Source organism: Variovorax sp. WS11 (assembly GCF_010499245.1).
Classification (GTDB): domain Bacteria; phylum Pseudomonadota; class Gammaproteobacteria; order Burkholderiales; family Burkholderiaceae_C; genus Variovorax.
Genome location: NZ_JAAGOW010000001.1, coordinates 3,130,917 through 3,145,636, shown reverse-complemented (window position 1 = coordinate 3,145,636; position 14,720 = coordinate 3,130,917). Strand labels below are relative to the sequence as shown.

13 protein-coding genes and 1 pseudogene are annotated in these 14,720 nt (G+C 68.9%); 5 read left to right on the top strand and 9 right to left on the bottom strand.

Annotation, left to right across the window (positions count from 1 at the left end; genetic code table 11):
- Window positions 1–28 precede the first annotated feature (28 nt).
- Complete coding sequence (locus GXN78_RS15555) at window positions 29–1,165, top strand: PilT/PilU family type 4a pilus ATPase (RefSeq protein ID WP_106556437.1); 1,137 nt, start codon at window positions 29–31, stop codon at window positions 1,163–1,165.
- 37 nt (window positions 1,166–1,202) lie between these two features.
- Complete coding sequence (locus tag GXN78_RS15550) at window positions 1,203–2,123, top strand: NAD(P)-dependent oxidoreductase (RefSeq protein ID WP_106556438.1); 921 nt, start codon at window positions 1,203–1,205, stop codon at window positions 2,121–2,123.
- A gap of 175 nt (window positions 2,124–2,298) precedes the next feature.
- Here the strand turns inward: GXN78_RS15550 and GXN78_RS15545 are convergent, their stop codons facing one another.
- The 3 genes and pseudogenes from GXN78_RS15545 to GXN78_RS15535 all read right to left on the bottom strand — a co-directional run.
- A complete protein-coding gene (locus GXN78_RS15545) occupies window positions 2,299–3,045 on the bottom strand; it encodes a BON domain-containing protein (protein ID WP_106556439.1) in 747 nt (248 codons plus the stop codon).
- Complete coding sequence (locus tag GXN78_RS15540) at window positions 3,042–3,671, bottom strand: SIS domain-containing protein (RefSeq protein WP_106556440.1); 630 nt, start codon at window positions 3,669–3,671, stop codon at window positions 3,042–3,044. The genes GXN78_RS15545 and GXN78_RS15540 overlap by 4 nt, the downstream gene beginning before the upstream one ends.
- Window positions 3,672–3,760: 89 nt before the next feature.
- Window positions 3,761–4,120: pseudogene (locus tag GXN78_RS15535) on the bottom strand (YraN family protein); the annotation flags it as partial.
- A gap of 23 nt (window positions 4,121–4,143) precedes the next feature.
- On the opposite strand from GXN78_RS15535, the gene rsmI reads away from it, so the two are divergent.
- From rsmI to GXN78_RS15520, 3 genes are all read left to right on the top strand, one after another.
- Entirely contained in the window at window positions 4,144–5,076 is a 933-nt protein-coding gene (gene rsmI / locus GXN78_RS15530) for a 16S rRNA (cytidine(1402)-2'-O)-methyltransferase (protein WP_106556441.1), read from the top strand.
- 256 nt (window positions 5,077–5,332) lie between these two features.
- Entirely contained in the window at window positions 5,333–5,560 is a 228-nt protein-coding gene (locus GXN78_RS15525; RefSeq protein ID WP_106556442.1) for an RHS repeat domain-containing protein, read from the top strand.
- Window positions 5,561–5,639: 79 nt separating this feature from the next.
- Window positions 5,640–6,980, top strand: coding sequence for a transglutaminase domain-containing protein (locus GXN78_RS15520; RefSeq protein WP_106556443.1), 1,341 nt, complete (start codon window positions 5,640–5,642; stop codon window positions 6,978–6,980).
- Between the two features lie 586 nt (window positions 6,981–7,566).
- Here the strand turns inward: GXN78_RS15520 and GXN78_RS15510 are convergent.
- Genes GXN78_RS15510 through GXN78_RS15485 form a run of 6 tightly spaced genes read right to left on the bottom strand, consistent with a single transcriptional unit; the run spans window position 7,567 to window position 14,719 of the window.
- Window positions 7,567–8,295 carry a glutathione S-transferase gene (locus GXN78_RS15510; protein ID WP_106556445.1) on the bottom strand — a complete coding sequence of 243 codons (729 nt, stop codon included), beginning with the start codon at window positions 8,293–8,295 and terminating at the stop codon, window positions 7,567–7,569.
- A gap of 43 nt (window positions 8,296–8,338) precedes the next feature.
- The gene (locus tag GXN78_RS15505) at window positions 8,339–9,265 is read right to left on the bottom strand and encodes a dihydrodipicolinate synthase family protein (RefSeq protein WP_106556446.1); all 927 of its coding nucleotides are present in this window, start codon (window positions 9,263–9,265) and stop codon (window positions 8,339–8,341) included.
- A 25-nt stretch (window positions 9,266–9,290) separates the two neighbouring features.
- Window positions 9,291–11,042, bottom strand: a complete 1,752-nt coding sequence (locus GXN78_RS15500) for an IlvD/Edd family dehydratase (RefSeq protein ID WP_106556447.1) — start codon at window positions 11,040–11,042, stop codon at window positions 9,291–9,293.
- A 34-nt stretch (window positions 11,043–11,076) separates the two neighbouring features.
- Window positions 11,077–12,093 (bottom strand): galactofuranose ABC transporter, permease protein YjfF, encoded by a 1,017-nt coding sequence (yjfF, locus tag GXN78_RS15495; protein ID WP_239142727.1) that lies wholly within the window; start codon window positions 12,091–12,093, stop codon window positions 11,077–11,079.
- Between the two features lie 8 nt (window positions 12,094–12,101).
- The gene (locus GXN78_RS15490) at window positions 12,102–13,160 is read right to left on the bottom strand and encodes an ABC transporter permease (protein WP_106556466.1); all 1,059 of its coding nucleotides are present in this window, start codon (window positions 13,158–13,160) and stop codon (window positions 12,102–12,104) included.
- A gap of 50 nt (window positions 13,161–13,210) precedes the next feature.
- Window positions 13,211–14,719: a sugar ABC transporter ATP-binding protein gene (locus tag GXN78_RS15485; RefSeq protein WP_239142726.1), complete on the bottom strand. Its 1,509-nt coding sequence runs from the start codon at window positions 14,717–14,719 to the stop codon at window positions 13,211–13,213.
- Between the last annotated feature and the right edge of the window lies 1 nt (window position 14,720).

Genomic DNA, 14,720 nt, shown 5'->3' with positions numbered 1-14,720 from the left:
ACGAGCCTTCCCGCACCGGAGTACCGACATGGAACGCGATCAAGCCAGCCAGTTCATCAACGAACTGCTCAAGCTCATGGTGAGCCGCAACGGCAGCGACCTGTTCATCACCGCCGACTTCCCACCCGCGATCAAGATCGACGGCAAGGTCACCAAGGTGTCGCAGCAGGCCCTGGGCGCGCAGCACACGCTGGCGCTCACGCGCTCGATCATGAACGATCGGCAGACCGCCGAGTTCGAGCGCAGCAAGGAGTGCAACTTCGCGATCTCGCCCACCGGCATCGGCCGCTTCCGCGTCAACGCCTTCGTGCAGCAGGGCAAGGTGGGCATGGTGCTGCGGACCATTCCGGCCACGCTGCCCACCATCGACGGGCTGGGCATGCCCCAGGTGCTGAAGGACGTATCGATGACCAAGCGCGGCCTGTGCATCCTGGTGGGCGCCACCGGCTCGGGCAAGTCGACCACGCTGGCCGCGATGATCGACTGGCGCAACGACAACTCCTTCGGCCACATCGTGACGGTCGAAGACCCGGTGGAATTCGTGCACCCGCACAAGAACTGCGTGGTGACGCAGCGCGAGGTGGGCATCGACACCGACAGCTGGGAAGCCGCGCTCAAGAACACGCTGCGCCAGGCGCCCGACGTCATCCTGATGGGCGAGATCCGCGACCGCGAGACCATGGAGCATGCCGTGGCCTTCGCCGAGACCGGCCACCTGTGCATGGCCACGCTGCACGCCAACAGCGCCAACCAGGCGCTGGACCGCATCATCAACTTCTTCCCCGAGGAGCGCCGGGCCCAGCTGCTGATGGACCTGTCGCTCAACCTGCGCTCGCTGATCTCGCAGCGCCTCATTCCCACCGAGGACGGCCACGGGCGCGTCGCCGCGGTGGAGATCCTGCTGAACACGCCGCTGATCAGCGACATGATCTTCAAGGGCGAGGTGGGCGAGATCAAGGAGATCATGAAGAAGAGCCGCAACCTCGGCATGCAGACCTTCGACCAGGCGCTGTTCGACCTGTTCGAGACCAACATGATTTCCTTCGAGGATGCGCTGCGCAACGCCGACTCGGCCAACGACCTGCGGCTGCAGATCAAGCTCAACAGCCAGCGCGCACGCACCACCGACCTCTCGGCGGGCACCGAGCACTTCGCGATCGTCTGAACGCGGCGAGGCGGCGAGGGGCGATAAGCTCGCCCTCATGAGCAGCCTCAACCCCAAAACCTACGACCCCATCCCGGCGCACAAGGTCGCCTTCCTCGGCCTCGGCGTGATGGGCTACCCCATGGCCGGGCACCTCGCCCTGGCCGGCCACAGCGTCGCGGTCTACAACCGCACGGCCGCGAAGTCCGCCGCCTGGCAGCAGGAGTTCGGCGCCCAGGCCAAGGGCAGCCTGCGCCACGCGCCCACCCCGCGCGAAGCCGCGGCCGGCGCCGACATCGTGTTCAGCTGCGTCGGCAACGACGACGACCTGCGCTCGGTGGTGCTGGGCGAGGACGGTGCCTTCGCCGGCATGGCCCGAGGCGCGGTCTTCGTCGACCACACCACCGCCTCGGCTGACGTGGCGCGTGAGCTGTCCAAGGCTGCGCTCGAACGCGGCCTGCAGTTCATCGATGCCCCGGTCTCCGGCGGCCAGGCCGGCGCGCAGAACGGGGTGCTGACCGTGATGTGCGGCGGCGATGCGGCGGCCTTCGAGCGTGCCAAGCCGGTGATCGCCGCCTTCGCGCGCGCCGTCACCCGGCTCGGCGACAGCGGCGCCGGCCAGCTCGCAAAGATGGTCAATCAGATCGCGATCGCCGGCCTGGTGCAGGGCCTGTCGGAGGCGATCGCCTTCGGCCAGCGTGCCGGCCTGGACATGAACGAGGTGCTGGCCGTGATCGGCAAGGGCGCCGCGCAGAGCTGGCAGATGGACAACCGTGGCAAGACCATGGTCGAGGGCAAGTTCGACTTCGGCTTTGCCGTCGACTGGATGCGCAAGGACCTCGGCCTGGTGCTCGACGAGGCCAGGCGCAACGGCGCGCAGCTGCCGGTCACCGCGCTGGTGGACCAGTTCTATGCCGCCGTGCAGCAGGCCGGCGGGCAGCGCTGGGACACCTCGAGCCTGATCACGCGGCTGAAATAAGCTCTCCCCCAGGCTCCCCCGCTTCGTGTGGTCCGCCAAACGCGCTGCGGCCAGAGGCCTTGCCCTTCAGGCCGTCCAAGCCTGCGCAGGCAGGCTTGGAGCCGCGGCCTTCAGCCCTTCCGGGGGCAACACCAGCGGCCCGGCAAAGCCGGATCCGCGGTGTTCCTGGAATCCCCTATCGGACGGGGGTGGCGATCGCACCTGCGCCGCCGGACGGCTGCGAAGAGCCGGCGGGCGGCAGCGGCTCCATCGGCGGCAGCGGCACGTTCGAGCGCGAGCCCGACGCAGGGCCGGTGCCCCCCTGCTGCGGCTGGCCGGCCAGCTCCGCCTCACTGACGATCTCGACCACGCGCACCACCTTCTCCACGCCCGAAACGCCGCGTGCGATGTCGGTGGCGCGATCGGTCTCGCGGCGCGTGGCCAGGCCCATCAGGTAGACCGTCCCGCGGTCCACGACGACCTTGAAGGAGTTGGCGAAGACGTCCTTGGCGTCGAGCAGCGAGGCCTTGATCTTCCCGACGATCAAGGTGTCGCTGGAGCGCTGCTGGAAGGTGCTCGGCGGCCCGATCGTCAGCTCGTTGACCACCGAGCGCACGTTGTCCACGCGGCGCACCACGTCCTCGACGCGGCGCCGGTCGGCCTCGTTGCCCACCGCGCCGGTCAGCAGCACCTGGCGGTTGAAGCTGGTGACGCTGACGTACATCTGGTCGTTGGCGATCTCGCGCACCCGCGCGCTCGCGCGCAGCTCGATGCCCTGGTCGTCGACCTGCGCGCCCGAGCTGCGGCGATCGGTCGCCACCATGCCCGCGCCGACCACCGCGGCGCCGCCGACCACCAGCGGCACGCAGGCAGAGAGGCCGGCGGCCAGGGCGGTGCCCGCGGCCAGAGCCAGCGCGAGGCGCCGGAGGGATGTCGTCGTCATATGGAACCTTCCTGTTCTCCGAGTAACTGGGCGTCCACGCCGTCGCACAGGCAGTGCAGCACGAGCAGGTGGACTTCGTGGATGCGCGCCGCGCGCTCGTGCGGCACGCAGACCTGGACATCGGTTTCGCGCAAGGCGCGCCCGACGGCGCCGCCGGGATTGCTGCTGCTGGCGCCGCCGCCCGCGGCATTGCCCAGCAGCGCCACGACGGTCATGTCGCGCATGTGCGCCGCCTCGACCGCGGCCAGCACGGCCGCCGACTGGCCGCTGGCGCTGAGGGCCAGCAGCACGTCGCCGCCCTGCCCCAGCGCACGCACCTGACGCGCAAAACGGTCGGGGTCGCCGACCTCGGCCGTGTCGGCGGCGGGGTCGATGGCATCGAGCGGCAGCGCGATGGCGCCGAGCCCGGGACGATCGCGTTCGAAGCGGCCGACGAACTGCGCGGCGAATTGCGCCGCCAACAAGCCCGAGACGCCCGCGCCGCAGGCGAGGATCTTCCCGCCACTGGTGACGCAGGCGAGCAGTGCTTGCATGGCCTGCGAGATCGGTTTGCTGAGAAGCGGGCCGGCCTGGTACTTGAGGTCTGCGCTGTCGATGAAGTGCTGCTGGATCCGTTGCTCGAGCATGGGGCGGGATGATAACTGCGGGGGGCGCAACAAAAGGTTATTGCCCCCGTTGAATGCGTCGAGCGGCCAGGGTACCCGGACGATATCAACGCGTCGAAGGCGGCCCGAATCCATTCGATGCGCGCTTCGACCAGCACCACGTCGAACCGGCAGGGCGGCAGCGTGCGCAGGCGGCTCAGGTAGTGCCGCGCCGCGAACACGATGCGCCGCTGCTTCACACCCGTGATGCTGGAGGCCGCGCCGCCATGGCTCGCGCTGGCGCGCTGGCGCACCTCGACGAACACCAGGGTGCCGTCGCGCGGGTCGCGCATGATCAGGTCGATCTCGCCGCCCCCGCGGCCCGGAGTTCGATAATTGCGCGCGACCAGCACCAGGCCGCCCGCCTGCAGATGCGCGAGCGCGGCCGCTTCGGCCGCGTCGCCGCGCTGCTTGGTGGTGGCCCCGGCCACCTTCTTGTTCTGGAGAAACACGCTTGACCTCCCTTGTCCCCGCCTCCTTCGCCGCGGCCCTGCAGGCTGCGCGCGAGGCCGCGGGCGCGCAGCATTATCCCGAAGGCGCGCTCTACGTGGTCGCCACGCCGATCGGCAACCTGGCCGATATCACGCTGCGCGCCCTCCACGTGCTGCAGATCGTCGACGCAGTGGCCTGCGAGGACACGCGCCACACGCAGAGCCTGCTGCGCGCCTACGGCATCGAGCGGCCTTCGGCGCAGCTCTTTGCGCTGCACCAGCACAACGAGGCCGAGGCGGCGCAGGGCGTGGTCGCGCGCCTGGTAGCCGGCGAGCGCATCGCCTACGTCAGCGATGCCGGCACGCCCGGCGTCAGCGACCCCGGCGCGCGCCTCGCTGCCGCCGTGCGCGACGCCGGCCTGCGCGTGCTGCCGTTGCCCGGCGCCAGCAGCGTGACCACCCTGATCGCGGCCGCGGGCCTGGTTGCGGCAGGCGATGCCGAGAGCGCCTTCGTCTTCGCCGGCTTCCTGCCCACCAAGGCCGGCGAGCGCGATACCGCCGTGCAGGCGCTCGCCACCGAGCCGCGCAGCGTGCTGCTACTGGAGGCGCCGCATCGCATCGAGGCCCTGGCGCGCGCGCTCGCAGCATTGGGCGAACGCCGCGTGACGGTGGGGCGCGAGCTCACCAAGCAATTCGAGGAGATCGCCACGACGGCCGCCGCGGCGCTGCCCGCCTGGCTGGCTGCCAGCCGCGACCGCACGCGCGGCGAATTTGCGCTGGTGCTGCATCCCTTGCTTGCCCCGCCGGACGACAGCGCTGAGGGCGAGCGCGTGCTGCGCCTGCTGCTGGGCGAATTGCCCCTGAAGAGTGCGGTGCGCCTTGCGGCAGAGATCAGCGGCGCGCCGCGCAATGCGCTCTATGAACTGGCGCTGCGGCTGCGCGAAGACGAGCGCTGACTCGGGTTTCGGGCTCCATCTCCGCCCTCCGCGGCCACTCTTCGCACACTGAAGGCGAGTCACATTTGACGAGCCTCCTGTGAGTCTTGCGTCGTGCATGAACGAGGCGAGCGGGTAACCTTTGCGCGACAAAAAACGAGTATTTGATTCGCCCCTGGCTCGGCTACAGTCCGCGCCACATCAAGAAGCCAGGGGCCCCATGAGAAATATAAGTCCCGCTGCATCGCCAGCGCACGCATCGAGTTCGCGCACGTCGATGCCATCCGATCGCCGTGTATCGATCCGGATTCCGTTCCGCACCGTCCTCGCCGCTGGCCTGTGCGCCGCGGCTCTCGCGGCCCACGCCGGCTCCGTGAGCTTCGCGTATGACGCCCTGGGCCGATTGGCCAGCACCGTCTACAGCAACGGCAGCGCCACCACGACGATCACCTACAGCTACGACCCCGGGGGCAATCGCACCTCGGTGGTGACCACCACGCCGTAGCGTCGGCGCGCTGTCGCGGCCCCGGCCCTGGAGGGCAGGGCTGCTCATTTCCTTTTCCATAAAAAACTGGGGAATTCCCATGTCCAAGCTCGCGCGCGCCTGCGCCGTTGTCGTGGCCGTTGCCACATCGCTTGCAGGCGGCATCGCTGCCGCGCAAATCCAGAGCGGCGTGGCTCGCAAGGCGGCATCGCCTGCCGTCGCCCTCGGCGTTCCCGCCGTCAATGCCAACGCCAGCCAGCGTTCATCTTCCAACGCCACCGCGGGTTCGGGCAGTTCGCTGAACTTCGCCAGCGGCCAGCCCGCCCTGCGCTACCTGCCGGATGACCTTCCCACGGCCAAGGACCCGGTGCGGCGCGAGGCCCTCAAGGACGGTGCCAAGGAGTCCGGCGCCTCCGCCCGCGGTGCTACTGCACCCGGCAGCACCAGCGAGTTCGCCCCCGCACCCGGCGTCCTGCGCGCCAACATGCCCCCGGTCAGCTTCGCCGACGCCCAGCGTGTCCTCAAGGCCAGAGTGCTTCCGGCCAACGTCAATCAAGGCGTCACCGCGGCCCCCAAGACCAGCAAGACCTCGGCGACGGTTTCGACATCGACTTCGACCATGGCCTCCGCCATGAAGATCTCCGGCGACGCCAGCGCGCTGGGCCCGGCCTCCATCGCCGAGCTCGCGCGCTCCTTGCGCCACCACCCCGACCTCATCTACCAGTACGTCCGCAACGCCATCGAGTACTACCCCGTCTTCGGATCGCAAAAAGGCCCCCTCGGTTCGGTACTGGACAACCAGGCCACCGCCCACGATCAGGCGATGCTCATGGTCGAACTCCTGCGCGCCTCCGGCTTCGAGGCCAACTACGTGCGCGGCATCGCCAAGCTCAGCGCCGCGCAGCTGGCCGAGTGGTGGGGCGTGAGCACCGCCAACGCCTGCGGCGTCCTGTCCCTTCTCGGCCAGGCCCAGATCCCCGTCTACGAGATCAACGCCACCAGCGCCGGCAGCTGCCCCGGCACCGTGGCCGCATTGACCGACGTGTCCTTCGAGCACATCTGGGTCAAGGCCAAGATCAACGGCAGCTGGGTCGTCTTTGACCCCAGCTACAAGCCCCACACCTTCAAGAGCGGCATCGACCTCGCCAGCGCCGCCGGCTACAACGCCGCCAACCACCTGGCCTCCGCCCAGAGCGGCGCCACGGTCGCGGCCGACTACGTGCAGAACATCAAGGACGCCAGGAACAACCTGACCGTGCACACCTACGACGGCTTCGATCGGCTGGCGCGCACCTACTACGCGAATGGCTCAAAGGTCTGCCTGAACGAGGATGATTCCTTGCGCCAAAGTGCCAGTGCCATTCAGCCGTTTCTGCAAACGTTGGATCGGCCGCCCATGAAACCGCTGGTGACCGCCTGCTTGGGTTTTGACGACAAGTAGTGGGCCTCCTGCGCACACCTGGGGCGAACATACCCGGATCAACGAGCAGCTGACATTCGGTTGCCCATAAAAAAAAGATCATCTGCGATGCGACCTTTACTGCTCCCCCTCATACTTACCTCCTTGCTGGCTGGCTGCACAAGCAAGCCTCCGACGCATTCAATAGGAGGGTCCAAGTTCCTGAGCTTTGAACAAGCTGCAGCAGCACTCCTGGAAGAATCCGCTCCAGGAGAGGGCGCGCTTGGACTGGACCAGCCAACTCGAATCTTGCACGGAGTGCCTTCCCAGTATCCGGAGGAGGCGAGGCGAACAGGCATTAAAGGAAGAGTCATCGTCGAGTTGGAAGTCGATGAGCGCGGCAATGTGGCTCGGACGACCGTCATCGGCGAGCCACACAAACTCCTGGCAGACGCGGCAGTCAGTGCCGTCAGTCGATGGAAATTCCGCCCTCACACCTACCGTGGCACACCGGTCAAGGTGCGGCTTCGTCAGCCCATTACCTTCAGGCTGGACCCGCCGGACGATCCCTCACCCTCGCAGTCAAAACTCACCTTGCCCCTTGAAGCACCATGAGCCCCAAGCCCTCTCAACCATCCAGCTCTGGATAACACCTGAAGATCCCCTCCTCATTAAACGCAATCCGCCGCGCGCTCTGCAGGTACTCCCGCACCCGCTGCCGCCGCGCGACGTTGGCATGCAGCTTCACCACCGCCGGCGTGCGCCCCAATGCGCGCGCCGCGGCCTTGGGAAAGGCATAGCGCAGCCCCGCCACAAGCTGGAACAGCGACAGATCGGCATAGGTCAAGCTGTCTCCAACCAGATGCACGTCCCCCGCCGGGTTGCGCTGCAGCACGCGCTCGAACCAATCGAGATACTTCGGAATGCGCTCCTCGCGAAAGCACTTGGCGCGCGCCTGCGCAGCTTCGCGCTGGTCCTCGTAGTAGTCGCCGACGGAAATCGGATGATGCGTATCGTGCGCCTCGGCCACCACGTCGGCGATGGTGAGCTGCAGTTGGTGCGTCCACAGCCCGTCGCGCTCGCCGATGCCGGCGAGGCCCAGGCGTGCCCCCAGGTAGAGCAGGATCGCGGCGGTCTGGCCGACCACGACATCGCCGTCGACCAGGAAGGGCGGCGCGAAGGAAGCGCGCGGATTACCGGGGTCGCTCAGCCGCTGCGCCAGTGCGGACTCCCCGCCGCCCTTGCCCGGCGGCTCGCGCGCAACGTCGACGTACTCGGCACCGGCCGCCTCGAGCGCGAGCCGCACGAATTCGCCGCGGCCCTGGATGGTGGGCCAGTAGTGGAGCTGGTAGGTCATGTCAGGGCCTTTCGCGCTCATGCTAGCCCGGCACGATACCTCGTCAACGCCCCCAGCGCAGCACCATCGGATCGAGCCGCTTCGCCGTCTCGATCAGCCCCTTGCGCGTGTCCGGATGCAGCGCCGGCCACGGCTGCCGCGGCGCCTCGCAGGCGATCACGCCGCCCTCCTTCATCAGCGCCTTCGCGGCCAGGAAGCCGGCCTGCCGGTTCTCGTAGTTGATGAGCGGCAGCCAGCGCTCGTAGAGCGCATACGCACGCTCGCGGTCGCCGTTGCGATGCGCCTCGATGATGGGACGGATGCCGTCCGGATAGCCGCCCCCCGTCATCGAGCCGGTGGCGCCGGCGTCGAGGTCGGGCAGCAGCGTGATCGCTTCCTCGCCGTCCCACGGTCCTTCGATGGCCTGGCCGCCCAGGCGGATCAGCTCGCGCAGCTTCGACGCCGCGCCGGCGGTCTCGATCTTGAAGTAGGCCACGTGCTCGACCTCCATCGCTAGGCGCGCGAGGAACGGCGCCGACAAGGCCGTGCCGCTCGCGGGCGCGTCCTGGATCATGATGGGGATGTCGATGGCGTCGGAGATGCCCGCGTAGAAGGCCTGGATCTGCGGCTCGACGCAGCGGAAGGTGGCGCCGTGGTAGGGCGGCATCACCATCACCATCGCGGCGCCCATGTCCTGCGCGCGCCGGCTGCGCTGGGCGCAGACGCGGGTGCTGGTGTGCGTGGTGGTGACGATCACCGGCACGCGGCCCGCGACATGTTCGAGCACGGTGCGCGTGAGCACCTCGCGCTCCTCGTCCGACAGCAGGAACTGTTCGGAGAAGTTCGCCAGGATGCAGATGCCGTCGGAGCCGGCATCGATCATGAAGTCGATGCAGCGCTTCTGGCTCGCGAGGTCGAGCTCGCCCGATTCGGTGAAGGTGGTGGGCGCCACCGGGTAGATGCCGCGGTGGCGGGGGTTGTCGAGCGTCATGCAGGGTCCAGGAGATGGGGTGGGATCAGTGGGAGTGCCGCGGCACCTCGGCCCCGCGGCAACCCACCAGGAAGTCGAAGTCGCAGCCTTCGTCGGCCTGCAGCACATGGTCGATGTAGAGGCGCTGGTAGCCGCCCCGCGCCTTCGCGGCCGCAGGCACCGCCTCGGCCGGCGCGGCCAACACCGCCAGGCGCGCGGCCAGCTCCTCGTCGCTGATGTCCAGGTGCAGCCGGCCCGCCTCGCAGTCCAGCTCGATCCAGTCGCCGTCGCGCACCGCCGCAAGCGGGCCGCCGGCTGCCGCCTCGGGCGCGACGTGCAGCACCACCGTGCCATAGGCCGTGCCGCTCATGCGGGCGTCGGAGATGCGCACCATGTCCTTGATGCCCTGGCGCAGCAGCTTGGGCGGCAGGCCCATGTTGCCGACCTCGGCCATGCCGGGGTAGCCCCTGGGTCCGCAGTTCTTCATCACCAGCACCGAGCTGGCGTCGACGTCCAGCGACTCGTCGCCGATGCGCTGCTTGTAGTGGTCGAAGTCCTCGAACACCACCGCGCGCCCGCGATGCTGGAGCAGCTCGGGCGTGGCGGCCGAGGGCTTGAGCACCGCGCCGCGCGGCGACAGGTTGCCGCGCAGGATACGGATGCTGCCGTCGTCCATCAGCGGCCGGTCGAGCGGGCGGATCACCTCGTCGTTGTAGCTGGGCGCCTCGCGCACGTTGTCCCAGAGCGAGTGGCCGTTGACGGTGAGCGCGCCGGGATGCGGCAGCAGGCCCGCCTCGCCGAGCCGGCGCAGCACCGCCGGCAGGCCGCCCGCGTAGTAGAACTCCTCCATCAGGAAGCGCCCCGAGGGCATCAGGTCGACGATGGTGGGCGTGCCGCGGCCGATGCGCGTCCAGTCCTCCAGCTCCAGCTCGACGCCGATGCGGCCCGCGATGGCCTTCAGGTGGATCACCGCGTTGGTCGAGCCGCCGATCGCCGCGTTGACGCGGATCGCGTTCTCGAAGGCCTCGCGCGTGAGGATCTTCGACAGCGTCAGCCCCTCGCGCGCCATCGCCACGGCGCGGGCGCCCGACATCTGCGCCAGCACGTAGCGGCGCGCGTCCACGGCCGGGATCGCCGCGTTGTGCGGCAGCGAGGTGCCCAGCGCCTCGGCCATGCAGGCCATGGTCGAGGCCGTGCCCATGGTGTTGCAGGTGCCGGCCGAGCGCGACATGCCGCCCTCGGCCGCGAGGAACTGGTGGAGGCCGATCTCGCCCGCCTTCAGTGATTCGTGCAGCTGCCACACGGCCGTGCCCGAGCCGATGTCGCGGCCCTCGAGCTTGCCGTTGAGCATGGGTCCGCCGGTCACGACGATGGCGGGGATGTCGCAGCTGGCCGCGCCCATCAGCAGCGCGGGCGTGGTCTTGTCGCAGCCGGTGAGCAGCACCACGGCATCGATGGGGTTGCCGCGGATCGCCTCCTCCACGTCCATGCTGGCGAGGTTGCGCGTCAGCATCGCAGTGGGCCGCAGGTTGGACTCGCCGTTGGAGAACACGGGGAACTCGACGGGGAAGCCGCCCGCCTCAGAGATGCCGCGCTTCACATGCTCGGCGATCTTGCGAAAGTGCGCGTTGCAGGGCGTGAGTTCCGACCAGGTGTTGCAGATGCCCACGATGGGACGGCCGTCGAACTCGTGGTCGGGGATGCCCTGGTTCTTCATCCAGCTGCGGTACATGAAGCCGTTCTTGTCGGCCGGGCCGAACCATTGGGCGGAACGTAGTTTCTTGGGAGCATCCGGCATGAAGCGGCTTTCTCGGGAACGTTGTTGGAGGGACTCAGCGCCGCGGCGCGCGCGCCGTGAAGAAGCGCTGCAGCAGGCAGAAGAAGAAGAGCAAGGCGCCCACCACGATGCGCGTCCACCAGGAGCTCAGCGTGCCGTCGAAGGCGATCAGGGTCTGGATGATCCCGAGCGTGAGCACGCCGAACAGCGTGCCGGCCACATAGCCCACGCCGCCGGTCAGCAGCGTGCCGCCGATGACCACGGCCGCGATCGCGTCGAGCTCCAGCCCCATGGCGTGCAGGCCGTAGCCCGAGAGCATGTAGAAGGTGAAGATGACGCCGGCCAGCGCCGAGCAGCAGCCCGAGAGCGCATACACGCCCACCAGCGTGGAGCGCACCGGCAGGCCCATCAGCATGGCCGAATGCTCGCTGCCGCCGATCGCGTAGACGGTGCGGCCGAAGGGCGTCCAGTGCGCGACGAACACTGCGACGGCCAGCACGACGAGCGCGATCACCGCGCTGATCGACAGCGAGGCGTCGAAGCCCACCGGAATGCGCAGCTGCGAAACCGAGGAATAGAACTCGTTGGTGATGCTGATCGAGTCGATGCTGATGAGGTAGCAAAGCCCCCGCGCCAGGAACATGCCCGCCAGCGTGACGATGAAGGGCTGCAGCCGAAAGCGCTCGATCAGCACGCCCATCACCCCGCCGAAGGCCGTGCCCATCAGCAGCACGAGCGGGATGACCGCCGCCGGATTCCAGCCATGCTTCTCCACCAGCGATGCCGAGACCATGGTGGTGAGCGCGATCACCGAGCCCACCGACAGGTCGATCCCGCCAGAGAGGATCACGAAGGTCATGCCGATCGCCACGACGATCAGGAAGGCGTTGTCGATCAGCAGGTTGAGAAAGACCTGCGCCGAGAAGAAGCCGTCGTAGAGCACCGAGCCGAGCGCGGCCATCATCACGAAGAGCGAGACGGTGGCGGCCAACGGCAGGTACTTGGGATTGAAGCGCGGGCGATGCGCGGCGCCCGGGACAGTGCCGGTCGCGGCTGCTTCGCGCTTGTCCATCACCGCGCTCATCGTTGCGCTCCCTCGAGCGCCGGGCGCCGCACCAGTTGGCCCAGGGTGGCGCGGAACTCCGGCGACTGCAGCAGCATCACCGCGAACACCACCACCGCCTTCACCACCAGGTTGATCTCGGGCGGCACGCCCAGCGAATAGATCGCATAGGTCAGCGTCTGGATGATGAGCGCGCCGATCACGCTGCCTACCAGGCTGAAGCGTCCGCCCGTCAGCGCGGTGCCGCCCAGCGTGACGGCCAGGATCGCGTCGAGCTCGAGCAGCTGCCCGGCGTTGTTGCCGTCCGCGCTTTTCACGTTCGAGCTGATCAGGAGCCCGGCGACACCCGCACAGGCGCCGCAGAAGGCATAGGCGCCCACCACCAGCCGCCGCGCCTGCACGCCGGCCACGCGCGCCGCCGTCGGGTTGATGCCCACGGCCTGGATGAACAGGCCGAGCGCGGTGCGCGTGATCGCGAGGTACAGCGCAACGAAGACCAGCGCCACCACGAAGAGCGAGAAGGGCAGGCCCAGCAAGTAGCCGCTGCCGAGGAAGAAGAAGGGCTGGTAGTAGATGGTGATGATCTGCCCGCCCGTGATGAGCTGCGCGATGCCGCGCCCGGCCACCATCAGGATCAGCGTGGCGATGATGGGCTGCATGCCCACGCGCGCGACCAAGAGGCCGTTCCACAGCCCGCAGACCAGCGCGATGCCGATCGCCGCCACGATCGCCACCGGCATCGGGAAGCGGCTGACGTTGCCCGAGACCGAGCCGCCGATCATCCAGGCGGCGAGTGCCGCGGCGATGGCCATCACCGCGCCCACCGAGATGTCGATGCCGCGGGTGGCGATCACCAGCGTCATGCCCAGCGATACCAGCACCAGCGGCGCCGCGCGGTTGAGGATGTCGATCAGGCTGCCGTAGAGGTGCCCCTCGCGCCATTCGAGGTGCAGGAAGCCCGGGTTGAAGCCCGCGTTGAGCGCGAGCAGCAGCACCAGCGTGAGCAGCGGCCACGCGAGGCGGTGGCGCAAGGCCGTCGCAAAGAAGTTGGAAGAGGGAGTGGTGCTCACTGGAATACCTTCGCCTTTGGCTACGGTGCTATTCGCCTTGGGAACGGCCCGGCGGCTCATGGCGTGGCCGCAATCAGTTCGCACACTTCGTCTTCGCTGCTGCCCGCGGGCAGCTCGCCGACCTTGGCGCGGTCCCGCAGCACCACGATGCGATGCGCCACGCGCACCACCTCGCTCATCTCCGACGAGATGAAGAGCACCGCCATGCCGGCCTTCGCGAGGCGCAGGATCTGCGTCATGATTTCCTGCTTGGCTGCGACGTCGATGCCACGCGTCGGCTCATCGAGGATCAGGAGCCGCGGCTCGGTGGCGAGCCAGCGCGCGATGATGGCCTTCTGCTGGTTGCCGCCGGAGAGCAGGCCGACGGACGTCTCCACGCTCGCCGCCTTGATGTCCAGCGCGGTCACGTAGCGTTCGGCCAGCGCGGTCTGCTCGGCGCGCGACAGGAAGCGGCGCGCACCCAGCCGCGCCTGCAGTGCGAGCGCGATGTTCTCGCGCAGCGACAGCTCGGCGACGATGCCGTCGGTCTTGCGCTCTTCCGGGCACAGCGCGAGTCCGTGGCGGATCGCATCGGCGGGGCTCGCGAAGCGCACCAGCTCGCCGTCGATGCGCAGCTGCCCGCGGTCCGGCGCCTCCAGCCCGAAGAGCAGCCGCGCCAGTTCCGTGCGCCCGGCGCCCAGCAGGCCGGCCAGGCCCACGATCTCGCCCGCCCGCACGCGCAGGTCCACCGGCTGCAGCTGCCCCGACTGGCCCAGCCCCTGCACCTCCAGCAGCGCGGGCGCGTCGATGGCCACGGCCGGCAGGGCCGCCGGCCGCGCCGACTGTGCCGCCAGCTCGCGCCCGAGCATCGCGGCAATCAGCGCCTGCGGGCCCAGCTCGCTGGCCCGCCATTCGCCGACCCACGTGCCGTTGCGCAGCACGGTGATGCGGTCCGACACTGCATACACCTGGTTCAGGAAGTGGGTGACGAAGACGATCGCCAGGCCTTCGTCGCGCAGCCGGCGCAGCACCTCGAAGAGCTTGCGAACCTCGTCCTCGTCGAGGCTGGAGGTCGGCTCGTCGAGGATCAGCACCTTGGCGGACACGCCGAGCGCGCGCGCGATCGCGACCATCTGCTGCACGGCGACCGGGTAGCTCGACAGCAGGCGCGAGACATCGATGTCCAGCCCGATGCGTGCCAGCAGGTCGCGCGCACGCCGGTGCACCGCCGACCAGTCGATGCGAAAGCCCTCGACCGCGCCGCGCCGGGGATAGCGCCCGGCGAACACGTTCTCGGCCACCGAGAGGTTGGGGCAGAGGTTGACTTCCTGGTAGACGGTGCTGATGCCCAGCTTCTGTGCCTCCAGCGGCGAGGCCGGTTGAATCGCCTCGCCGCCCAGCCGCATCGTGCCGCCGCCGGAAGGCAGCGCGCCTGTCAGCACCTTGATGAGGGTGGACTTGCCCGCGCCGTTCTGCCCCATGAGCGCGTGGATCTCGCCCGGGTACAGCCGCAGCTGCACGTCGCGCAGCGCGTCGACGCCGGCGAACTGCTTGCGAATCCCCTCGAGCTCCAGGACAGGCTGCATC

Excerpts from the sequence above, each read along its gene's own strand:
- GXN78_RS15555 (WP_106556437.1), top strand. The coding sequence starts at position 29 with ATGGAACGCGATCAAGCCAGCCAGTTCATCAACGAACTGCTCAAGCTC.
- GXN78_RS15550 (WP_106556438.1), top strand. The coding sequence starts at position 1,203 with ATGAGCAGCCTCAACCCCAAAACCTACGACCCCATCCCGGCGCACAAG.
- GXN78_RS15545 (WP_106556439.1), bottom strand. The coding sequence starts at position 3,045 with ATGACGACGACATCCCTCCGGCGCCTCGCGCTGGCTCTGGCCGCGGGC.
- GXN78_RS15540 (WP_106556440.1), bottom strand. The coding sequence starts at position 3,671 with ATGCTCGAGCAACGGATCCAGCAGCACTTCATCGACAGCGCAGACCTC.
- GXN78_RS15525 (WP_106556442.1), top strand. The coding sequence starts at position 5,333 with ATGCCATCCGATCGCCGTGTATCGATCCGGATTCCGTTCCGCACCGTC.
- GXN78_RS15520 (WP_106556443.1), top strand. The coding sequence starts at position 5,640 with ATGTCCAAGCTCGCGCGCGCCTGCGCCGTTGTCGTGGCCGTTGCCACA.
- GXN78_RS15510 (WP_106556445.1), bottom strand. The coding sequence starts at position 8,295 with ATGACCTACCAGCTCCACTACTGGCCCACCATCCAGGGCCGCGGCGAA.
- GXN78_RS15505 (WP_106556446.1), bottom strand. The coding sequence starts at position 9,265 with ATGACGCTCGACAACCCCCGCCACCGCGGCATCTACCCGGTGGCGCCC.
- GXN78_RS15500 (WP_106556447.1), bottom strand. The coding sequence starts at position 11,042 with ATGCCGGATGCTCCCAAGAAACTACGTTCCGCCCAATGGTTCGGCCCG.
- yjfF (WP_239142727.1), bottom strand. The coding sequence starts at position 12,093 with ATGGACAAGCGCGAAGCAGCCGCGACCGGCACTGTCCCGGGCGCCGCG.
- GXN78_RS15485 (WP_239142726.1), bottom strand. The coding sequence starts at position 14,719 with ATGCAGCCTGTCCTGGAGCTCGAGGGGATTCGCAAGCAGTTCGCCGGC.